Below are 19,556 nucleotides of genomic sequence, written 5' to 3' on the forward strand. Positions count from 1 at the left end.
AAGCAAAAAAAACTTTTTTTAAGTTTTTGATAATGTATAATAGCTTTACTCAATAATGAACACTAAAATAATAAGAAATGAATTACAAAATATCCTTTCAGGAAAGAGCAGCCATAGCTATGATTCAGTTATCCAAGCAGTTGCCAACCACCTTAGAACAAGCCAGAGAGCAAGCCCAATGGCTAAAGAAAAACACAAAAACAAAGCAAAAGAAACAAAGAGTTTAATTGATTTTGCTATTAAAAATGACTTGTTAGTCCCAACAATTAATGAAACTCAGCTAAGCGAAGTTTGCAACTTCGCTTTATTAACAGTAATCAAATTATTCAACATATTTTTAGTTTTAATGATATTGCTGAAAAGTCTGAGACTTCGCAGAGCTTTTTTAAACTTATTATTTCCAATGCAGCTCAATCAATTTTTCTAATCTTCATTTTTTAAAAGCTTCATTTTCTTTTACACAATTTGAAACCTCAGCTAAGCGAAGTTTGTAACTTCGCTTTATCAGCGGTAATCAAAATATTCAACATATCTTTTCTTTAGTTTATATAATCGTGCTGCGAAGTCTCAGACTTCGCAGAGCTTTTTTAACTCATTATTTCCAAAGTAGCACAATCAATTTTTCTAATCTTCATTTTTTAAAAGCATCATATTCTTGTGCACAATTTGAAACTACTATCTTTGTATTCTCAAAATTACTGTATGTCAAAAATTAGAATTACCAAACAATTTACTTTTGAAACCGCTCATGCTTTATATGGTTATGATGGGAAATGCAAAAATATTCACGGACACAGTTATAAGCTAGATGTGACTGTATTCGGCGAACCTATAAATGATTCCGACCATGTAAAATGCGGTATGGTCATCGATTTTGGCGATTTAAAGCAAATTGTAAAAAAAGAAGTAGTTGATGTTTGGGATCATGCCATTATTTTGAACAGAAATACACCGCACATTGAACTTGCTGAACAACTGAAAACTTCTGGAAATGATGTGGTTTTAGTAGATTATCAACCCACTAGCGAAAAAATGATTGAAGATTTTGCAGAACGCATTTCAACAAAACTTCCCGACGGAATGCAACTCTTTTCCTTAAAACTAAGAGAAACCGAAACGGCTTTTGCAGAGTGGTTTGCAAGTGATAATGTTTAATTTTTTTTAAAACTTACATGTTGCACTTATTACTTGAACTTACAAATGCCACTAATAATTACTAGTGTATTAGTGGCAAATTTTTTACAGATATAATTTAATCTTTAGGTTATATTTGAAAATGAAATTTACCCACAGTAAATAACATATAACAAAAAACCTACTCATTCACCACAAACTGAATGGTTTCTCGGGTGGTTTGCTTCAATAAAATTTCTTTGTCTTTTTCAATTCTATCAATAGCATCTTGGTCGAAATGACGGATGGTGTACAAAGAAACACCTTTATTGTAAGTGACTTTAAATTTCGCTTTCAAAAATTCAATCAGCTTGTCTATGTTTTTGAATTTGTTGTCTACACAAACCGAAAAACTAATGGCTGAATTCTGAATCAAGTCGACTTTGATTTGGTATTTGTGGAACAAGGCAAAAATTTCGCTCATGTTTTCTTCAACAAAAAAGGAAAAATCTAAGGCAGAAAGTGATAGCAATACCAAATTCTTTTTCACGATATAACACGGCACCAAAGGTTCGATTAAACTGGCTCTTTGTACGGCTGTTCCTGCATTTTCAGGATTGTAAAACGACTTCACAAACAACGGAATTTCTTTTTGTTGAAGCGGTTGCAAGGTTTTCGGGTGAATTACGGAAGCTCCGTAAAAGGCTAGCTCGATGGCTTCTTCATAGGAAATTTTATTCAATAAAACCGTGTCTTTAAACACGTTGGGGTCGCCATTTAAAACGCCAGGCACATCTTTCCAAATAGAAACATTTTCCGCATCTAAACAATAGGCAAAAATGGCAGCCGTGTAATCACTTCCTTCTCTTCCCAGCGTAGTGGTAAAGTTGTTTTCATCTGAACCGATAAAACCTTGGGTAATGAACAATTCGCCTGCATCAACATGAGCTTTGATTTTGGTTTGTGTGCGTTTCCAATTTACTTTGGCATCGCGATAAGTATCGTCTGTATCGATTAAATTTCGACAATCTAACCAGGTATTTTTGATACCGACACTTTTTAAGTATTGACTCACCAAGGAAGTTGAAATCAATTCGCCAAAGCATACAATTTGATCATACACATAATCGTAGTTAGGCGATTTATTTCGATCGAGAAAAACTTCCAACTCGTCCATAAAATAGTTGAGTTTGGTATAGGCTGGATGAGCTTTGGTTTCAAAAAGATTGTTCAAAATACTATAGTGATAATCCTTTAAGTCTGAAATAGCTTGGTGTAGCATTTTGTCTTTGGCAAAATATAAATCGATGATATGCTCCAAAGCATTGGTTGTTTTTCCCATGGCAGAAACCACCATCACTTTATTTTCTGCACCCATGAGTTGCATTACACGGGCAACATTTTGTACTCCTTCTGCATCTTTTACAGACGCTCCACCAAATTTAAAAACCTGCATTGTTTATTTATGTATTTATTTTTTCTATTGCGTTTTGTATTCCTTGTTCATCTAAATGAACGGTGTTCCATTCTTGCATTACGTTGGCTCCATAGGAATTATAAAATTCTACCGCTGGGGTATTCCAATCTAAAACCACCCATTCTACTCTTTTCAATTGTTGTTGATGCGCGTAGGCTACCACTTTATCCAATAAAGCTCTTCCTACTCCTTTACCACGCATTTTCTGTGTAACAATTAAATCCTCTAAATGAATGCTTTTGCCTTTCCAAGTAGAAAATCGGGGATAAAACAGCGCCATGCCTATCACTTCCTTTCTAAATTCAGCTACATAACAATTGAAAAAAGCTTCTTCACTAAAACCGTATTGTAGTAGAGTTGCTTCATTTATTTCAACTGCTTCGGGTTCTTTTTCATAGACTGCTAATTCTTGAATAAGTTGCAAAATGGCTGGAATATCTTCTGGTAACGCCCTGCGAATTTCAAAATCCATAGTAAAAAGTTTGAAGCTGCAAAAGTAAGGATTTTATCTATTGTGAATTTTGAATCATAACATTGCTTCATTTCTTTTTAGAAAATAATAAAAAAACTTCACATAAATTTTTAAATGTTAAAATAGTATGCTTCTATTTTTACAAATCCGAAATTTATGGCTATGAAAAATGAACTTATTCAACTTTTCCAAGAAACGCGAAAAAATAGCCTTCAAATTTGTAAGCCTTTAGCAATTGAAGATTACGGTTTGCAGCCTGTTGAATTCGTTTCGCCACCCAAATGGCATTTAGGACATACTACTTGGTTTTTTGAAGCTTTTTTCTTGAAAAGAAAAGAAAGTTATACTGAATTTCACCTTGATTTTTCATTTGTATTCAATAGCTACTATGAAAGTTTGGGCCAAAAAATACTTCGTTCAGAACGAGGGAATTTGAGTAGGCCTACGATTCAAAAGATATTGGAATACCGAAAGTATGTAGATGAGCACATGTCGAATTATCTTCAAAAGAGTGAATTGACCGACAAAGAAGTAGAAATTTTAGAAACGGGTATTCATCATGAAAAGCAGCATCAAGAATTGCTGTACACCGACATAAAATACAGCTTAGGAACGCAAGCTTTAAAGCCTATTTATGATGAAAAGTTTAAGGAAACTATTCAACAAGAGCCTTTAAAATGGCTTAGCGTAGAAAAAGGTTTGTATAGCGTCGGGCATGCTGATGAAACTTTTTGTTATGACAACGAAATCCCACAACACCAAGTATATTTAAATGATTTTTTTATTTCGTCTCGTTTGGTAAGCAATGCAGAATACATCGAATTTATTGAAGATGGCGGTTACCAAAATGTATTGCTATGGCATGCAGAAGCTTGGTATTGGTTGCAAAACAACAACATTTCCTTGCCGTTGTATTGGCAAAAAGAAGAAGGAGAATATTACAGCTACCAACTTTCGGGTTATCAACAAATTGAAGCCCATTCGCCAGTAACGCATATTTCCTATTATGAAGCTTTTGCTTTTGCCCAATGGAAAAAAATGCGCCTGCCCACCGAATTTGAATGGGAAGTGGCATGTAAAAAATTCAACTATGGAGCTCGTTGGGAATGGACCGAATCGGCTTACCAACCTTATCCGGGTTACCAAAAAGCAGAAGGCGCTTTAGGCGAATACAACGGAAAATTTATGGTGAACCAAAAAGTGTTACGGGGTCATTCTATTGTAACTTCACCTCAACACAGCAGACCGACCTACCGAAACTTTTTTCACCCACACTTACGATGGCAATTTACTGGCATTAGATTAGCAAAATAACATGGAAGCACCCGCAACAAAAGAATTAACAGCATTTGAAAAAGAAGTGAAAAAGGGCTTGACCCAATATCCTAAAAAAATAGCTTCAAAGTTTATTTACGATAAACGTGGAGATGAACTTTTTCAACAAATTATGGCCATGCCAGAATACTACCTCACCAATTGTGAGTTTGAAATTTTGCAACAAAATTGCGATGAAATTTGTGCTGTTTTTGATGATAAAAATGGTTTCGACTTAATTGAATTGGGCGCAGGTGATGGAAAAAAAACCAAAATTTTACTTAAAAAACTTAGTCAGTTGCCAACTGATTTTACCTATTTACCCATCGACATCAGTAAAAACGCTTTGGATGAACTGAAAACATCCATTCAAAAGGAATTGCCTAAGGTTGATATACAAGTGCAACAAGGAATGTATTTTGATGTGCTTCAGCAGTTTGAAAACTATACAAATCGGAAAAAGGTAATTTTAGTCTTGGGCTCTAATATTGGCAATTTGATGCATTCGGAAGCGATTGACTTTCTGAGAAAAATCAGCAAAAGCATGAACAAAAACGATTTGCTTTTTATGGGCTTTGATCAAAAGAAAGACCCCGAAAAAATATTGAATGCTTATAACGACCCAAATGGAATTACGGAAGCTTTCAACAAAAATTTGCTTTTACGAATGAATAAAGAATTGCAAGCCAATTTCGATTTATCCACCTTCAAACATTGGGAAACCTACAATCCTGAAACTGGAACAGCCCAAAGTTTCTTAGTGAGCTTAGTGCAACAAGAAATTGAATTAAAAAAACTCAAGCTTCATGTAGAATTGAAACAATGGGAAAGCATACACACGGAAATTTCTCAAAAATACGACGATGGAGTAGTAGAATGGCTTGCAGGTAAAGCCAACCTACACATCGAGCATATTTTTACAGATGCTGAAAAAAATTATAAAAATTATACGTTTCGAAAAAAGGCATAGCTTGATATAAGCTTTCAAAACTTTTTTGGGGTTTGTTTTGTTGTATTCATAATTTCTAAAATTAAAGGATTTAAAAAGTTTTATAAACTATTGGTTTTTCTATTTTTGCATGAAACTAAATCGTTTTCGTAAATGGAAAAAACTAACCAAACCTTAGGGGAATTTATAATTGAAAATCAGGAATCTTTTCAATATTCGTCGGGTGAATTATCTAGATTAATCAATTCTATTCGCTTAGCTGCTAAAGTGGTCAACCACGAAGTAAACAAAGCTGGATTGGTAGATATTACTGGAGCTGCAGGCGAACAAAACATTCAAGGTGAGCAACAGCAAAAATTAGATGTCTACGCAAATGAAACCTTTATACAAACCTTAATCAATAGAGAAATTGTTTGTGGTATTGCTTCCGAAGAAAACGATAATTACATCACCATTCAAGGACACAACGAAAAACACAACAATAAATACGTTGTTCTTATGGATCCGCTAGACGGAAGTTCCAATATAGATGTAAATGTTTCGGTAGGAACTATTTTTTCTATTTACAGAAGAGTAACTCCAGAAGGCACACCGGTGGAAATGGAAGATTTTTTGCAACCTGGAAATAAACAAGTGGCTGCGGGTTACATTATTTACGGAACTTCAACTATGTTGGTATACACTACTGGTTGTGGTGTAAATGGCTTCACTTTAAATCCAGCGATTGGCACTTATTATTTGAGCCATCCCAACATGCAATTTCCAGAAGATGGAAATATTTATTCCATTAACGAAGGCAATTATGTGCATTTTCCACAAGGCGTAAAAGATTACATCAAATACTGCCAAGCCGAAGAAGGAGACCGACCTTATACCTCGAGATACATCGGTTCCTTAGTTTCTGACTTTCACAGAAACATGATTAAAGGTGGAATTTATATGTATCCAAAAAGTGCTAAAGCATCAAATGGTAAATTACGTTTGTTATACGAATGCAACCCGATGGCTTTTTTAGCTGAACAAGCCGGTGGAAAAGCCAGCAATGGTTTTCAACGCATTCTAGATATTAAACCTACTGAACTGCACCAACGCGCACCCTTTTTCTGTGGAAGCAAAAATATGGTAGAAAAAGCAGAAGAATTTATGCAAGCCGCAGATGTGAAGGTGACTAGCTAAGAAGTGAAGTAAATTGTTTCAGTTTACCACTTTTTGAACGTTCTAAAGTAGTAAGTCGCGAAAATTCAATTTGTAAACCAGGCTCTAAATATTTGGTCATTGCATTTTCAATTGCTTTGATTTCTTCTGGATTCAGTTGTCTTTCGGCAGCATATTGTACTTCAAAGTGCGATGTGGTTTTTTGAAGCACTTTTATTTCTTTTACAACACCTTTATCTTCTATAACCGATTTGGTTACGTAGTAAAAAGTCAATCCCGGTACGCGTTTTCCGCTGGGTAAAATGGCAAAATCGTTGGTTCTACCAATTAGTTTTTTAAGAATGGGTTTTTTAGCGGTACTGGACTGATCTAAAACACCAACGTCGCCAATTTTGTACCGAATAAACGGATGGGCTTTGTTATAAAGTGAAGTAATTACCACATTTCCTTCTTCGCCTAAAGGAACAGGTTGATTTTCATTGTCTAAAATTTCAACCCATAAAGTTTTGCTGTTTACTTCCCATTCATCTTGCGGATTTTGGAAAGCGATTAAATCTAATTCACTTGCGCCGTATTCATTTACTACTGGAACTTGAAAGGCTTTTTCAAGAATTTTTGTGTCTTCTTCAAAAAGCATTTCGCTGGTTACAATGCAGAGTTTTAAAGTGGGACAAATTTGCTTTATATCGATATTTTGACTCAAAACATATTTTGCAAATTGAACAATAGAACTAGTGTAACCGTTGATGTAATCAAACTTTTTACGTTTAAATTCTTCAACAAATTCTGCCAAAATTGCATCGCTTAAATCGTAAATATTGAAACGGAAACGCCCTGCCATTTTATCTTTTAAGCGTTCTTTTTGGTAACCCATTACATCTTTTGGAATTCCGTAAAATCGGGCTTCAAAAGATTGATTAGGAACAATGTTATGCAGTTTGTAGCGAGAAAAAATATGCGTCCACGTTAAGGCGTGACAAAACTTATCTTTAGCAAAAATAAAGGGGTTTCCGCTAGAGCCAGAAGTTTTATTAACAAACACATCTTTTTTAGCAAAGTCTTTGCTTAAGCGCTGTTGAAGCGGTTGTTGCGAATCTTGCTTGGTCATGACAGGTACATCTTCCCAGTTTTTGGGAAGTTTGCCGCCGAGTAATTTTTTATAAGTGGGATTATTTTCAAAATGAAATTGAAGAATTTCAGCTTTTTTAGCTTCAATATAACTTGCGTAAGCTTCATCTGAGACTGATAAAATATGTTGAAACTCTTTTTGGGCTTCCTTCATAGGAAATCCTTTCAAGCGAAGTGAGAAATTCAACAGATTCATATAGATTTTCTTCAAAAATAATTCGTTGCCAATTTACAAAGATTTACTTTTGGGGCAATCTGAAAAATGCTTTTAAAATGAATATTCTTTTACTAGGAAGTGGCGGTAGAGAACACGCACTCTCAACAAAGTTAGCTGAAAGTCCGCTATGCAAAAATTTATATGTAGCGCCCGGAAATGCAGGCACAAAAGACATGGCCACCAACATACCACTAAATGTTAACGATTTTGATGCAGTAAAACAGCAATTATTAGCATTGGAAATCGATATGCTTGTGGTCGGCCCAGAAGATCCGCTAGTAAATGGAATTACCGATTTTGTAAAAGCAAATGAAGCCATACAGCACGTAAAAGTAGTTGGTCCGTCTAAAGCAGGTGCAGCGCTAGAAGGCAGTAAAGAGCGCGCTAAGCAGTTTATGGAACAACACCAAATTCCAACCGCTAAGTACAAAAGTTTCAATAAAAATGAAGTGACAGAAGCTCAAGCTTTTTTAGATGAAATGCAATCTCCTTATGTTTTAAAAGCAGACGGTTTAGCAGCAGGAAAAGGCGTTTTAATTATCGAAGGTAAAACCGAAGCCAAACGTGAAATTGAAGCCATGTTAACCGAAAATAAATTTGGAAAAGCTTCAGAAAAATTAGTTATTGAAGAGTTTCTTTCAGGAATAGAACTCAGCGTTTTTGTACTCACTGACGGGAAAAACTACCTTACTTTACCCAACGCCAAAGATTACAAACGCATTGGCGAAGGCGACACTGGATTAAATACCGGTGGAATGGGCGCTATTTCGCCAGTTCCATTTGCAGATGAAGCCTTTATGAAACACGTAGACCAAGATATAGTTCAACCTACTATTCGTGGATTGGCGGAAGAAAAAATAGATTACAAAGGTTTTGTGTTTATCGGTTTAATGAAAGTAGGTGATAAAGCTTTTGTAATTGAGTACAACGTGCGAATGGGCGACCCAGAAACCGAGGTGGTGATACCAAGAATTCAAAACGATTTGGTTGAAGTTTTAACTTGTTTAGATGAGCAAAAGCTAAACGAAGTGAATTTAAAGATTGATGAAAGAACAGCTGCTACCTTAATGTTGGTTTCTGGTGGTTATCCAGAAGCTTACGAAAAAGGAAAAGTAATTACAGGAATCAATTCAGTTAAAGATACTAAAGTCTATCACGCAGGGACTAAATATGCCGAAAATGGAAATTTACTTACTAACGGCGGGAGAGTTTTAGCACTTACCAGTTTTGGAAAAGATTATAGTGAAGCTTTGCAGAAATCGTATGCAAGTGCAGAAAAAATTGAGTTTGAAGGAAAATATTACAGAACAGACTTAGGCAAAGATTTAGCCTAAGTCTGTTTTCAATTATATAAGTAGAATTTTATTGTTTTCCTAAGTAAGAATGGGCTTTTACGTCTGTTCTTTCTTCGTTGGAATCAGAATAGTTTTTTAGCTGCTTCATCCAATATAAAAAAGCTACAAAAGCAATTAGCATAAACACCCAATTTAAAGCGTTAGCCGCTGCCCAAGAAGTTTCTTGTAATTCTCTAAGCGCATCTAATGGTAAAAAAAGTACATCTTCAAATAAACTTGCTATTCCTTCAAAAAAATCTTTCATAATTTCTAAAACTAATAATTACCTTGCAAAAATAAGAATTAATACCAATTGAACTTTTAAATGTGATATAAATTGCGCTTCAAAATTAACATTGAGCTATTCATGAAGAATTTTACAAAAAAACTATTGTTCTTATTCAATTAAAATAAAATGCTATTATCTAGGTTTTTCGGTAAATCAAAACCCATTGTGTTTTTAAGTTTGGTGGTTTACATCAGTATTCATTTTTGGGTAAAGATTTTGCAAACAAATTCTACTAGTGGGTTTGCTGTTGCAGGTAAGTACATTTTGCTTTTGCTTTTGTTTTTTGGTATCAATTTTATTGTAAAGCGCAATAAAATCTCGCAACAAAACGCGTATTCTGTATTATTTTTTTCGCTGTTATGTACAGCTATTCCTAGATTTTATATAGATTTCAATTACCTTATTCCTGCTTTTTTTGTGGTTTTAGGCTTAAGGAGAATCATCAGTTTAAAAACACAAATCGATACCAAGAAAAAAATATTCGATGCTTCTTTGTGGTTTTTTATAGCTAGTCTGTTTCAGCCTTATTTATCGCTTTTAATAGTTTTGGCATTTTTAGGAGTGCTTCAATATACTTTGTACAGTCCTAGAAATCTTTTTATTCCAATTGTAGCTTGGGTTTGCGGAGGTTTGTTTTTTACCGCTTTTCAACTATGGCAAACCGATGAATGGATATTTTTCTATGAAACTTATTCTTCTCAATTTGGTTGGAATAATTTTAGTGCAATCTGGCAAAATCACAAACTGACTTTCAGTATTCTAATTCCACTAATTTTATTTGTGTTTTTTGCTGTGTCTAAAGTAATCAGTAAGGCGCAACTCGCTTTAAAAGCAAGCTTAATATTATTGGTTTTGGCTTTTGTATTTGTGTTTTTGGGTTGGATGTTTTCAAGTCAAAATCATGCCGCTGGGTTAGGAATTGCGTTTATTCCGTTAAGCATGATTGCTTCCACATCTCTAGAAATTAGAATAAAACCAATTATTCAAGAAATTGTTATCGTTTTGTTATTTGTAGCTAGCTTAATTGGTCTTTTTATGCCAATTTGATTATACAATGTCGTTAAGAAAACGAAATTGCTTTTTTCTTATATGACGCTGTGAATTATTTGCATAGCTGGGCTACGTAAATGATGAACAAGGATAATATAAGGAAAAATGAATGAGTTTAATTGCGTCATTTTATGGTTAAATTGGCATTATAGTTAAAGAAACTTCAAGTTTTAGGCTTAAAAATGGATTCCATACATGGAAACAACAAATTAGTTTATCTTTGTTTTTAAACAAAATTTCTTTCTATGTTTTCAGAAAAAGCGAACCAAATTTTTATTGAAGTAATTGAAAAATACCACGAAATTGATCAAGTAGATCAAGCTTTTGAAAATCCTTACAATGCTAAAAATCAGACCATCGAACATTTATTATACCGTAAATGTTGGATAGATACGGTACAATGGCATTATGAAGATTTAATTAGAGACCCAAAAATAAATCCAGATGAAGCTTTGGTTTTGAAAAGAAAAATAGATGCTTCTAACCAAGACCGAACTGATACAGTTGAATATATTGATAGTTATTTCTTAGAAAAATACAAAGAAGTAAATCCAAAAGCAGATGCCAAAATCAATACCGAAAGCCCAGCTTGGGGAATTGACCGTTTATCTATTCTAGCTTTAAAGATTTACCACATGAACGAAGAAGCCAACCGAAGCGATGCCAGCCAAAAACATCAAATGGCTTGTAAAGCAAAACTGAATATCTTACTCGAACAACGCAAAGATTTATCTACAGCCATAGATCAATTGCTTGAAGATATTGAAAAAGGTGATAAATACATGAAAGTCTACAAACAGATGAAAATGTATAACGATGATGAAATGAATCCGGTTTTACGCAGTAAAAAATAACATACATGGAAGCAAAGCAACATATTTTAGCCATTCGGCTTTCTGCCATGGGAGATGTTGCAATGCTTGTTCCCGTAATTATTGCTTTAACTAAAAAGTATTCCAATCTGCATTTGCATATACTAACTAAAGAAATGTATTCTGTTTTTTTTGAAGACATTCCTGATGTAGAAGTTCACATTGCAGACACACGCGGTAAACACAAAAGTCTGCCAGGTATTTTGCGCCTTGCTGCAGAAATTCCAAACCGAATAGATGTTATTGCCGATGTACATAACGTACTTCGATCTAAAATTCTACGTCGTGTACTCAGCATGCGGGGTTTAAAAAATGAACAAATAAGAAAGGGCAGAAGAGACAAAAAAGCACTTACCCGAACCCAAAATAAAGTTTTTAAGCCACTAAAAACTTCGCATCAACGTTATGCAGAAGTGTTTGAAAAATTAGGTTATCCAGTTGAATTAAAGCCTGAACATGTAAAGCCCAAAAAAGCAATAAGCCAATCTGTAGTTGAAGCATTAAACATAGATAAAAATGAAAAGCTTATCGGATTTGCTCCTTTTGCAGCGCATCGTTCTAAACGGCTTCCGTTAGCAAAAACCAAATGGATTCTTCAAGAATTAAATGAAAAATTGCCTGATTACAAAATTGTGCTTTTTGGCGGAGGCGATAAAGAAACAGCCGATTTAAACGAATTGGAAAATGAATTACCAAATGCCATTAATGCCGCTGGAAAATTTTTGTTTAAAGAAGAATTAAGTCTGATTTCGAATTTAAAGCTTATGCTTTCTATGGATAGTGGTAACGGACATTTAGCAGCCATGTATGGCGTTCCTGTACTTACTTTTTGGGGCGGAACACATCCGTTTGCTGGCTTTGCTCCATTTTTACAGCCAAAAGAAAATCAATTTTTGCCTGATTTAGAAAAATATCCCTTGCTACCAATGTCTATTTACGGTAACAAAATGATTGAAGGCTATGAAAATGTAATGGACAGCATTGATTATAATGCAGCTATCAAAAGAATAGTGGAGTTGGCAAATTAAAAAAAGAATTTGCGCTCCTTGTGTTTTAGCGGCAGTTCAAAACCACGGCAACACAAAGAACGCAAAGTCTAAATTATAAAGGCAAAATTTATTTTCCGCCCAACATCACCAGTTCGTCACAAACTATTTCTGTGGTGTATCGTTTTTCGCCTTCTTTAGTTTCATAAGAACGCGTAGTTAATTTTCCTTTTATAATAACTTCTTTTCCTTTGCCTACATATTTTTCAATAATGTCTGCGGTTTTTCCCCATGCCACGATGTTGTGCCATTCGGTTTCGGTTACGCGCTCGCCTTGTTTGTTTTGGTAAGATTCGTTCGTTGCGATGCTAAACTTAGCTAGTTTTTTCCCGCTTTCTAATTTAATGATTTCTGGATCATTCCCTAAGTTTCCGATTAACTGTACTTGATTACGTAAGCTCATGATATAAAAATTTAATGGTTAATAAAAAGTTTTACGTTTTGCCGTGGGTATGTTTACCTCAAATCGACACTGCAAAGATGAAACAGCAGATAAATTAGATTCGGTTAACAACCACTTACTTTCCTTTATTTTCGTTTATAAACATTTGTAAACGGATATTTCTATCCAAATTATGAGCTGAAATATTTGAATTTTAGGCATTTAGAAATTCAATTTACCAAATGTAGTAAATTTTTAAATAAAATAGAAATTGAATGTTTTTTGGAAAAAAATTTAAGTTCATTTGCTTTTTAATACTAAGTAAGAAACAACCAAGTTAAAATTGCAAGCGTCATAAAAATGAAAATCGCATAAATCACAAATGCCTTTTTGTACCAATTTGATTATACAATGTCGTTAAGAAAACGAAATTGCTTTTTTCTTATATGACGCTGTCAATTATTTGCATAGCTGGGCTACGGAAATGATGAACAAGAAAATATAAGGAAAAATGAATGAGTTTAATAACGTTATTTTATGGTTAAATTGGTATTATGTTCCTTTTTAGCTTTTGCTCTAATCTGTTTTTTTAGTACGGCTAATTCTTCTTCAGATATTTGCTCTTTTTGAATGAATTTTTCACTAGCTTTTTCTTTAGAAAAAATAGCTTCGCGATTGTTTTCTTTAAACTTTGAGCGTTTAGATGGCCGAGCTGCACGGTTTTGTTTAATCCGATTGTTCATGTCCTGCATATGTCCAGCTCCAAAACCCATTTTTATTCTATTTTAGCCAAAGAAGCAAGCGTGCTTATCTTCTTTAATGATTTCTATAATTTTATCCAATTGTGTAGAAGTTGGAAAAGGTTGGTATAATTCCCAATGGCCACTGGCACGCATCCAATACAAATTCCATTCAATTTTAGTTTTATTGAAACTAATTTTAGCAAATCCTTCGTATATTTTTTGTCCTGAATTATCATGTGAAGGCCTGACTGTATATAATTTAAATACTTTATCAATATAAACATATCCAATGTCAATTTGCTTTCGGATTTCTGGATCTTCAGGCCGAATAGAAGCGACGAATTTTTTTACAATTCCTTCGTTGATATCTATTGATTTGGGCATGTATTCAATTTTATGTGAGTTAAAACAAAAGTGCATTACTTTTATCGATTAGCAAAGGCTCAACTGCATGAACTTTTCATCAGAAATTGAAAGAATTTACAAGTTTTTGTTTGTAGCTATTTCAACATTACTTCATTTCAAGCAACTGCTCAAAAACATCAAAATGGTGTTTTTCTGTCAGCAATTCTATTTTAAGTTCGCTGTCGGTGTTTTCTATTTTGTAAACTTCATCTGATATAAACAACGGCTTCAAGATGTTGATTAGTTCACTTATCGCTTCCAGATTTTGTGTATTGGTTTCTACAAAATAAGCATCAGAAAAGGCTAAAACTTCATGCGATTCTTTAGCTGAAAAACGAAACACATCTTTAGCCGATTTTCTTCTGATTCGAAAATCAAAACCAAAGTTGCTTTTTGTCTTCCATTCGGCTGAAGTTAGTAAATTCTGATGCTTGGCAGAAAGAAAGATGTTACCTGAATTAAAAGTTGCTTTTTTATACTGCAACGTCCAAGCTTTGGGTTTTTCTATTTTCCCAATTACAGCAAAAGACCATGCATTGAAATCTCCTTTTACCTTGCCGTTTTTTCCAAGAACAAAATCTTCAAAGGCTGCACAAAAAGCTTTGTTCTGTTCAAAATAAAGGGAATCTTTTTCGCTGGTGGAGCTGTTGGGTTGTATTTGCATTTTTATGCTGACATTGGTTTCACATTAATTTGTCCGCCAATAGCTTTCAATACTTTCATTATTGTACCAAATTGTGGTTTTGCTCCGTCGGATAATGCTTTATAGAGACTTGGCCTGCTCATTCCTGTTTTCTCTGCAATTTTGGTCATGCCGATTGATTTTGCAATATGTCCGATTGCTATTATTAAATCAGCACTATCACCATCTTCGAGAACTGTATTTAGATATTCAGCAATCATTTCTTCGCTGTCCAAATAGTCTGCTATGTCAAATCTTGTGGTTTTCATTTTAATCATTTTTTAATTTGTTCCAAATTTTCCTCGCTTTTTCGATATCCTTGTGTTGAGATGATTTATCTCCACCGATTAGAAGAATAACAATTTTGTTGTCCTTTTCCTTAAAATAAACTCGGTAACCTTTAGCGTAATTTATTCTCATTTCGCTAATTCCTTCTCCTACAGGTTTACAATCTCCGAAGTGTTCATCCATTTCAAGTTTTTGAATTCTGAAAAGTATTTTAGATTTAGCCCGAATGTCTTTCAGCTTTCTAATCCACTTATCAAATTCAGATGTTTTCTTCGTAATTATCACTTCAGAGTGTATTCATTTAGATACAAATATAATGGATATTTTGGAAGTGAAAAGGAATTTTGATGTATTCAAGAAGTTTCTCTGAAGTCTACCATCTTCACCAATAAAGAAAGTCAAAACTCAAAATCCACACAACCAATCACCCAAAATCAACAAAATCCTAAAATTCATCTTTAGTGGCGGTTAACCCGAAAAATTCTTTCAAAAAAAATTTATTTCCTGTTGCGACTAAGAAAAACTAGAATTTTCGTACCTCAAATTTGAGTTTTTCTAAGTCGGGATTAACCGCCAAATCCAACAAAATCCTAAAATTCATCTTTAGTGGCGGTTAAATTGGTAATTTTACGCAGTTTCAAATATTTGCATGCAGAATTATTCAAAAGTTACTCAAAAGTTAGAAAAGTTTATCCGTAAATTTTACGTCAATGAACTCATTAAAGGCGGGATTTTGTTCTTCGCCCTGGGCTTGTTGTACTTTATTCTGGTGGTGGCATTGGAATATTTTTTCTGGTTAACTTCCCTAGGAAGAAGCTTATTGTTTTGGACTTTTGTGGTGGTGGAGTTGGCTTTGTTTGTTCAATTTATCATTCGCCCGCTGCTCAAGCTTTTCAAATTGTCCAAAGGATTGGATTTTCACACGGCATCAAATATGATTGGTGCGCATTTTCCGCAGGTAAGCGACAAACTCACCAACATCTTACAACTCAAGGACAGCGGAGCAGATTCGGATTTAATCATTGCCAGCATCGAGCAGAAAGCCAAGGAAATTCAGCCGGTGCCGTTTCAATTGGCCATCAATTTCAAGAGCAATGTAAAATACGCTCGCTATTTGGCGATTCCCGTACTTATTTTATTGGTGATTTGGGTTTCAGGAAAACTGAGTCTTTTCAACGAAAGTTACCAACGGGTAGTCGATTATAAAACGGCTTACACACCGCCTGCGCCGTTTCGGTTTGTGGTGATGAATTCCAATTTGGAAGCCGAAGAAGGCAAAGATTTCCAATTGAAGGTCTTTACCGAAGGCGACGTGATGCCAGAAGAAGCCCAAATTATATATGAAGGGCAATCCTACTTTTTACGAAAAAACAAAGCGGGTCAATTTGAATATGAATTCGAAAACATCAAAAAACCTTTGCAATTTCAGTTGAAGGCAAATGAAGTGAATTCACCAAACTACCAAATCAACTTAATTGAAGTTCCCAAAATTATCGATTTGAGTTTGGATTTACAATTTCCAAAATACACGCAATTTGAATCTAAAAAAATCAAAGGAACGGGCAACGCAAAAATTCCCGAAGGAACTTTGGTAGAGTGGAAGTTGAGCACGGCAAATACCAAAGCGGTCGCGCTTCAAATGAAAGATTCAACCTATCAACTAAAGCAAGTTGGAGATAATTTTCAGCTTCAACAAAACGTCAAAAAATCGTTGAATTATCAACTTTCTACTTCAAATGAAGCACGGAAAAATTACGAGTCGCTCAATTTCAAATTAGACGTAATCAAAGATGAATATCCCGATTTAGACATCGCTTCCAAAAAAGATAGCGTTCAACAAAAAACCACTTATTTTCAAGGAAAAGCAAGTGACGATTATGGCTTAACCAAGTTGCAATTAGTGTATTATCCTTCACAAAATCCCAAGGAGAAACAAGTGGAAAACATTTCCATTAGCAGCAGCAATTATGCTGAATTTCTCTATGTTTTCCCCAATCAAAATTTGAATTTAAAAGAAGGCGAAACCTATACCTATTATTTCGAAGTTTTTGACAACGACGGTGTGAACGGAAGTAAAAAAACCAAGTCGAAGTATTTCAATTTTAGAAAAAACACCGAACAAGAAGCCAAAAAAGAAAAGCTAAATCAGCAAAGCGAAAGCATCAAAGGCATGCAAAAAGCCTTGGACGAACAGAAGAAAGATGCCAAAGATTTAGATGAAATCGAACAGATGCAAAAGGAAAAAAACAAGCTTTCTTTTTCGGATAAAAAGAAAATTGAAAATTATTTGAAGCGCCAGGAACAACAGCGACAAATGATGAAAGATTACAGCAAAGAGCTGAAGGAAAATCTAGAAAAATTTGAACCAGAAAGCAAGGATGCCAAAAAAGAAGATTTAATTGAACGCTTAGAAGAAAATGAAGAACGCTTAGAGCAAAACGAAGAGCTCATGGAAGAGTTGGACAAGTACCGCGACAAATTAGAAGACGAAAAATTAAACGAAAAGCTAAAGCAAGCCGCCAACGAAAACAAAAAACAGGAACGCACTTTAGAGCAACTTTTGGAACTCACCAAGCGCTATTATATAGAACGAAAAACCCAACAATTAGCGGAAGAATTAAACGAGTTAGCCAAAAAGCAAGAAGAATTAAGCGAAGAAGAAAATGCAACTACCGAAGAGCAAGATAAGTTGAATGACGAATTTGATAAACTTAAAGAAGACTCAGAAGAGTTGGAAAAAGAAAACCAAAATTTGAAAAAACCCATGGAGTTGTTTCGGGATGAATATACCGAAGAAGAAATTAAAGAAGACATGAAAGATGCCAGCGAAATGCTGGATAAAAAGAAAGAAGAAGAAAAAAAAGAAGGAGAAAGTAGCGAAGGAAGTGAAGAAAGCGAAGGCGAAGAAGAATCCGAAAATAGCGAGCAAGAAGAAGGTGATGAGAAAGAAAAAGGAGAAGACAGCAAAGGTTCGGATAGCAATTCTAGTCCACAGCAAAAGCAAAAAGATGCTTCTGAAAAAATGAAGGAGTTAAGCAAAAAAATGGGAGCTTCTATGATGGCTGGGGGAGAAGCTCAACAAGCAGAAGATGCGGAAACCTTAAAACGAATTTTGCAGAATTTAATTCGTTTTTCCTTTGAGCAAGAAAATTTAATCGAAGCTTTTGATCGAGACAACAATGCAGACGCCAGCTTTGCGAAAAACTTGCGAAAGCAAGCCGACTTGAGAGAAAACTTTAAACACATAGACGATAGTTTGTTCTCGCTTGCGCTTAGAAATGAAATGATTACTGAGAAAATAACAAGTAAAATAACTGATATTCAATATAATACAGAATTAAGTTTAGAACGTTTAGCCGATAATAAAATCAATTTAGCGCAGAGCAATCAGCAATACGTGATGACCAATGCCAACGATTTGGCCAATATGTTGGATGGCGCTTTAGACAATATGCAGCAGCAAATGAGCGGTGGTGGCGGAAGCGGAAGTAGCGGTGAAGGCGAAAGTGGTGACAATCCTGGCGAGCAACTTTCGGACATCATCAAATCTCATGAAGAGCTTGAAAAAGAAATGCAAAATGCCATGGGAAAAAGTCCGGGTAAAGGAAAAGAAGGCGAGTCTCAAGGAGACAGTCCTGGCGAAGATGGAAAAGAAGGTGGCGAATCTCAAGGCGGACAAAATGAACGTGGTGAAGGTCAAAGCGGCCAAGATGGTGAGCAAGGACAAGATGGTGCAAATGGAAATAATTCACAAGAAGGAGAAAACGGAAAACAACAAGGAGAAGGAGAAAGTTCTAATGAACAAATGAATGGCGAATTGTATGAAATTTACAAAAAACAACAAGCCTTAAAACAACAATTGGAAGACCGCATTAAAGAACTAGGTATCGAGTCGGATGCAGGCAACCTAAAGAAAAGCATCGAGCAAATGGAAGAAGAATTGCTTATGAAAGGTTTTAGTAGCGATGTATTGAAACAGATGAAAAACATCAATCACCAATTATTGAAGTTGAAAGAAGCCGCTCAAAAACAAGGTGAAGAAGAAAAAAGAGAAGCAACTACCAACACCAAAGAATTCGAAAATCAAGGTGAAACTGAATTGGATAGGGCAAAAGAATATTTCAATACCATTGAAATATTAAACCGACAACAATTACCTTTGCAGCCCAAATACAAAAACCTGATTAAACAGTATTTCAATGAACAAAAGAATTGATTTTGAATCGACCACGGATTTTGATTTAACGGATAATACAAGTTACATCCAATGGATCGAAAAGGTGATTAGTCAACTGGGTTTTGACTATACCGAAATCAATTATCATTTTTGTTCAGACGAAGAATTACTCGAAATTAATCACGAATATTTAGCTCACGATACTTACACCGATATCATCACTTTTGACCATAGTTTTGGTAAAATTATTCAAACGGATATTCACATTAGTGTAGATCGTGTTAAAGAAAATGCCAACGAATTAGGGCTTCCATTTGAACAAGAATTGAAGCGTGTGATGATTCATGGCATATTGCATTGTTGCGGATTTTCTGATAAAACCAAAGATGAAAAGCAAACAATGCGGGAGAAAGAAGATGAATGTATGGAAATGTTCCACGTGGAACAAAAAGAAAACTAAAAC

The 19,556-nt window shown here is 34.7% G+C and carries 21 protein-coding genes; 11 read left to right on the forward strand and 10 right to left on the reverse strand.

The features are described 5' to 3' along the window. The first annotated feature begins 55 nt into the window (after positions 1-55). Together IEV72_RS10560 and IEV72_RS10565 are read left to right on the forward strand one after the other, a co-directional pair. On the forward strand, positions 56-427 hold the full coding sequence (locus IEV72_RS10560; RefSeq protein ID WP_188459078.1) for a hypothetical protein: 372 nt from the start codon (positions 56-58) through the stop codon (positions 425-427). Between the two features lie 275 nt (positions 428-702). After that, on the forward strand, positions 703-1,155 hold the full coding sequence (locus tag IEV72_RS10565) for a 6-pyruvoyl trahydropterin synthase family protein (protein ID WP_188459079.1): 453 nt from the start codon (positions 703-705) through the stop codon (positions 1,153-1,155). A gap of 160 nt (positions 1,156-1,315) precedes the next feature. On the opposite strand, the gene IEV72_RS10570 is transcribed toward IEV72_RS10565, so the two are convergent. Beyond that, positions 1,316-2,569: an aspartate kinase gene (locus tag IEV72_RS10570; RefSeq protein ID WP_188459080.1), complete on the reverse strand. Its 1,254-nt coding sequence runs from the start codon at positions 2,567-2,569 to the stop codon at positions 1,316-1,318. Positions 2,570-2,576: 7 nt separating this feature from the next. After that, the gene (locus IEV72_RS10575; RefSeq protein WP_188459081.1) at positions 2,577-3,062 is read right to left on the reverse strand and encodes a GNAT family N-acetyltransferase; all 486 of its coding nucleotides are present in this window, start codon (positions 3,060-3,062) and stop codon (positions 2,577-2,579) included. Positions 3,063-3,224: 162 nt separating this feature from the next. Between IEV72_RS10575 and egtB the strand changes: the two genes are divergently transcribed. From egtB to fbp, 3 genes are all read left to right on the forward strand, one after another. Then, a complete protein-coding gene (egtB, locus tag IEV72_RS10580; protein WP_308420174.1) occupies positions 3,225-4,376 on the forward strand; it encodes an ergothioneine biosynthesis protein EgtB in 1,152 nt (383 codons plus the stop codon). 1 nt (position 4,377) lies between these two features. After that, on the forward strand, positions 4,378-5,346 hold the full coding sequence (locus IEV72_RS10585) for an L-histidine N(alpha)-methyltransferase (protein WP_188459083.1): 969 nt from the start codon (positions 4,378-4,380) through the stop codon (positions 5,344-5,346). Positions 5,347-5,478: 132 nt separating this feature from the next. Continuing rightward, positions 5,479-6,501: a class 1 fructose-bisphosphatase gene (gene fbp, locus IEV72_RS10590; RefSeq protein WP_188459084.1), complete on the forward strand. Its 1,023-nt coding sequence runs from the start codon at positions 5,479-5,481 to the stop codon at positions 6,499-6,501. Here fbp and IEV72_RS10595 read toward each other — a convergent pair. Continuing rightward, positions 6,494-7,819, reverse strand: coding sequence for a phenylacetate--CoA ligase family protein (locus IEV72_RS10595; RefSeq protein WP_308420175.1), 1,326 nt, complete (start codon positions 7,817-7,819; stop codon positions 6,494-6,496). The two genes, fbp and IEV72_RS10595, sit on opposite strands and share 8 nt — an antisense overlap. Positions 7,820-7,881: 62 nt before the next feature. On the opposite strand from IEV72_RS10595, the gene purD reads away from it, so the two are divergent. Further along, on the forward strand, positions 7,882-9,159 hold the full coding sequence (purD, locus tag IEV72_RS10600) for a phosphoribosylamine--glycine ligase (protein ID WP_188459085.1): 1,278 nt from the start codon (positions 7,882-7,884) through the stop codon (positions 9,157-9,159). Positions 9,160-9,187: 28 nt separating this feature from the next. On the opposite strand, the gene IEV72_RS10605 is transcribed toward purD, so the two are convergent. Then, complete coding sequence (locus tag IEV72_RS10605; protein WP_188459086.1) at positions 9,188-9,424, reverse strand: DUF6341 family protein; 237 nt, start codon at positions 9,422-9,424, stop codon at positions 9,188-9,190. Between the two features lie 150 nt (positions 9,425-9,574). Here IEV72_RS10605 and IEV72_RS10610 point away from each other — a divergent pair, with 150 nt between their 5' ends. The 3 genes from IEV72_RS10610 to IEV72_RS10620 all read left to right on the forward strand — a co-directional run bounded on the left by IEV72_RS10610 (position 9,575) and on the right by IEV72_RS10620 (position 12,398). Further along, positions 9,575-10,495: an LTA synthase family protein gene (locus tag IEV72_RS10610; RefSeq protein ID WP_188459087.1), complete on the forward strand. Its 921-nt coding sequence runs from the start codon at positions 9,575-9,577 to the stop codon at positions 10,493-10,495. A gap of 248 nt (positions 10,496-10,743) precedes the next feature. Next, positions 10,744-11,352, forward strand: a complete 609-nt coding sequence (locus tag IEV72_RS10615) for a DUF4254 domain-containing protein (RefSeq protein WP_188459088.1) — start codon at positions 10,744-10,746, stop codon at positions 11,350-11,352. A gap of 5 nt (positions 11,353-11,357) precedes the next feature. Continuing rightward, the gene (locus tag IEV72_RS10620) at positions 11,358-12,398 is read left to right on the forward strand and encodes a glycosyltransferase family 9 protein (protein ID WP_188459089.1); all 1,041 of its coding nucleotides are present in this window, start codon (positions 11,358-11,360) and stop codon (positions 12,396-12,398) included. Positions 12,399-12,486: 88 nt separating this feature from the next. On the opposite strand, the gene IEV72_RS10625 is transcribed toward IEV72_RS10620, so the two are convergent. From IEV72_RS10625 to IEV72_RS10650, 6 genes are all read right to left on the reverse strand, one after another. After that, positions 12,487-12,822, reverse strand: coding sequence for a single-stranded DNA-binding protein (locus tag IEV72_RS10625; protein WP_188459137.1), 336 nt, complete (start codon positions 12,820-12,822; stop codon positions 12,487-12,489). 506 nt (positions 12,823-13,328) lie between these two features. Continuing rightward, positions 13,329-13,571: a hypothetical protein gene (locus IEV72_RS10630; protein ID WP_188459090.1), complete on the reverse strand. Its 243-nt coding sequence runs from the start codon at positions 13,569-13,571 to the stop codon at positions 13,329-13,331. 12 nt (positions 13,572-13,583) lie between these two features. Next, the gene (locus IEV72_RS10635; RefSeq protein ID WP_188459091.1) at positions 13,584-13,925 is read right to left on the reverse strand and encodes a DUF3024 domain-containing protein; all 342 of its coding nucleotides are present in this window, start codon (positions 13,923-13,925) and stop codon (positions 13,584-13,586) included. Between the two features lie 127 nt (positions 13,926-14,052). Continuing rightward, positions 14,053-14,610, reverse strand: a complete 558-nt coding sequence (locus IEV72_RS10640; protein WP_188459092.1) for a hypothetical protein — start codon at positions 14,608-14,610, stop codon at positions 14,053-14,055. A gap of 2 nt (positions 14,611-14,612) precedes the next feature. Further along, complete coding sequence (locus IEV72_RS10645; RefSeq protein ID WP_188459093.1) at positions 14,613-14,897, reverse strand: addiction module antidote protein; 285 nt, start codon at positions 14,895-14,897, stop codon at positions 14,613-14,615. Between the two features lies 1 nt (position 14,898). Next, positions 14,899-15,201, reverse strand: a complete 303-nt coding sequence (locus IEV72_RS10650) for a type II toxin-antitoxin system RelE/ParE family toxin (protein WP_188459094.1) — start codon at positions 15,199-15,201, stop codon at positions 14,899-14,901. 364 nt (positions 15,202-15,565) lie between these two features. Here IEV72_RS10650 and IEV72_RS10655 point away from each other — a divergent pair, with 364 nt between their 5' ends. After that, a complete protein-coding gene (locus IEV72_RS10655; protein WP_188459095.1) occupies positions 15,566-19,132 on the forward strand; it encodes a coiled-coil domain-containing protein in 3,567 nt (1,188 codons plus the stop codon). Next, positions 19,116-19,553 carry an rRNA maturation RNase YbeY gene (ybeY, locus tag IEV72_RS10660; RefSeq protein WP_188459096.1) on the forward strand — a complete coding sequence of 146 codons (438 nt, stop codon included), beginning with the start codon at positions 19,116-19,118 and terminating at the stop codon, positions 19,551-19,553. Before IEV72_RS10655 ends, ybeY begins: the two co-directional genes overlap by 17 nt. Positions 19,554-19,556: the final 3 nt, after the last annotated feature.

This window comes from Psychroflexus planctonicus (genome assembly GCF_014640195.1).
GTDB classification, from domain to species: domain Bacteria; phylum Bacteroidota; class Bacteroidia; order Flavobacteriales; family Flavobacteriaceae; genus Psychroflexus; species Psychroflexus planctonicus.

Coding starts and splice junctions, on each gene's coding strand:
- IEV72_RS10560 (WP_188459078.1), top strand. CDS start 56: ATGAACACTAAAATAATAAGAAATGAATTACAAAATATCCTTTCAGGA.
- IEV72_RS10620 (WP_188459089.1), top strand. CDS start 11,358: ATGGAAGCAAAGCAACATATTTTAGCCATTCGGCTTTCTGCCATGGGA.
- IEV72_RS10605 (WP_188459086.1), bottom strand. CDS start 9,424: ATGAAAGATTTTTTTGAAGGAATAGCAAGTTTATTTGAAGATGTACTT.
- IEV72_RS10655 (WP_188459095.1), top strand. CDS start 15,566: ATGCAGAATTATTCAAAAGTTACTCAAAAGTTAGAAAAGTTTATCCGT.
- IEV72_RS10640 (WP_188459092.1), bottom strand. CDS start 14,610: ATGCAAATACAACCCAACAGCTCCACCAGCGAAAAAGATTCCCTTTAT.
- fbp (WP_188459084.1), top strand. CDS start 5,479: ATGGAAAAAACTAACCAAACCTTAGGGGAATTTATAATTGAAAATCAG.
- IEV72_RS10635 (WP_188459091.1), bottom strand. CDS start 13,925: ATGCCCAAATCAATAGATATCAACGAAGGAATTGTAAAAAAATTCGTC.
- purD (WP_188459085.1), top strand. CDS start 7,882: ATGAATATTCTTTTACTAGGAAGTGGCGGTAGAGAACACGCACTCTCA.
- IEV72_RS10565 (WP_188459079.1), top strand. CDS start 703: ATGTCAAAAATTAGAATTACCAAACAATTTACTTTTGAAACCGCTCAT.
- egtB (WP_308420174.1), top strand. CDS start 3,225: ATGAAAAATGAACTTATTCAACTTTTCCAAGAAACGCGAAAAAATAGC.
- IEV72_RS10645 (WP_188459093.1), bottom strand. CDS start 14,897: ATGAAAACCACAAGATTTGACATAGCAGACTATTTGGACAGCGAAGAA.
- IEV72_RS10575 (WP_188459081.1), bottom strand. CDS start 3,062: ATGGATTTTGAAATTCGCAGGGCGTTACCAGAAGATATTCCAGCCATT.
- IEV72_RS10630 (WP_188459090.1), bottom strand. CDS start 13,571: ATGGGTTTTGGAGCTGGACATATGCAGGACATGAACAATCGGATTAAA.
- IEV72_RS10585 (WP_188459083.1), top strand. CDS start 4,378: ATGGAAGCACCCGCAACAAAAGAATTAACAGCATTTGAAAAAGAAGTG.
- IEV72_RS10615 (WP_188459088.1), top strand. CDS start 10,744: ATGTTTTCAGAAAAAGCGAACCAAATTTTTATTGAAGTAATTGAAAAA.
- IEV72_RS10610 (WP_188459087.1), top strand. CDS start 9,575: ATGCTATTATCTAGGTTTTTCGGTAAATCAAAACCCATTGTGTTTTTA.
- IEV72_RS10570 (WP_188459080.1), bottom strand. CDS start 2,569: ATGCAGGTTTTTAAATTTGGTGGAGCGTCTGTAAAAGATGCAGAAGGA.
- ybeY (WP_188459096.1), top strand. CDS start 19,116: ATGAACAAAAGAATTGATTTTGAATCGACCACGGATTTTGATTTAACG.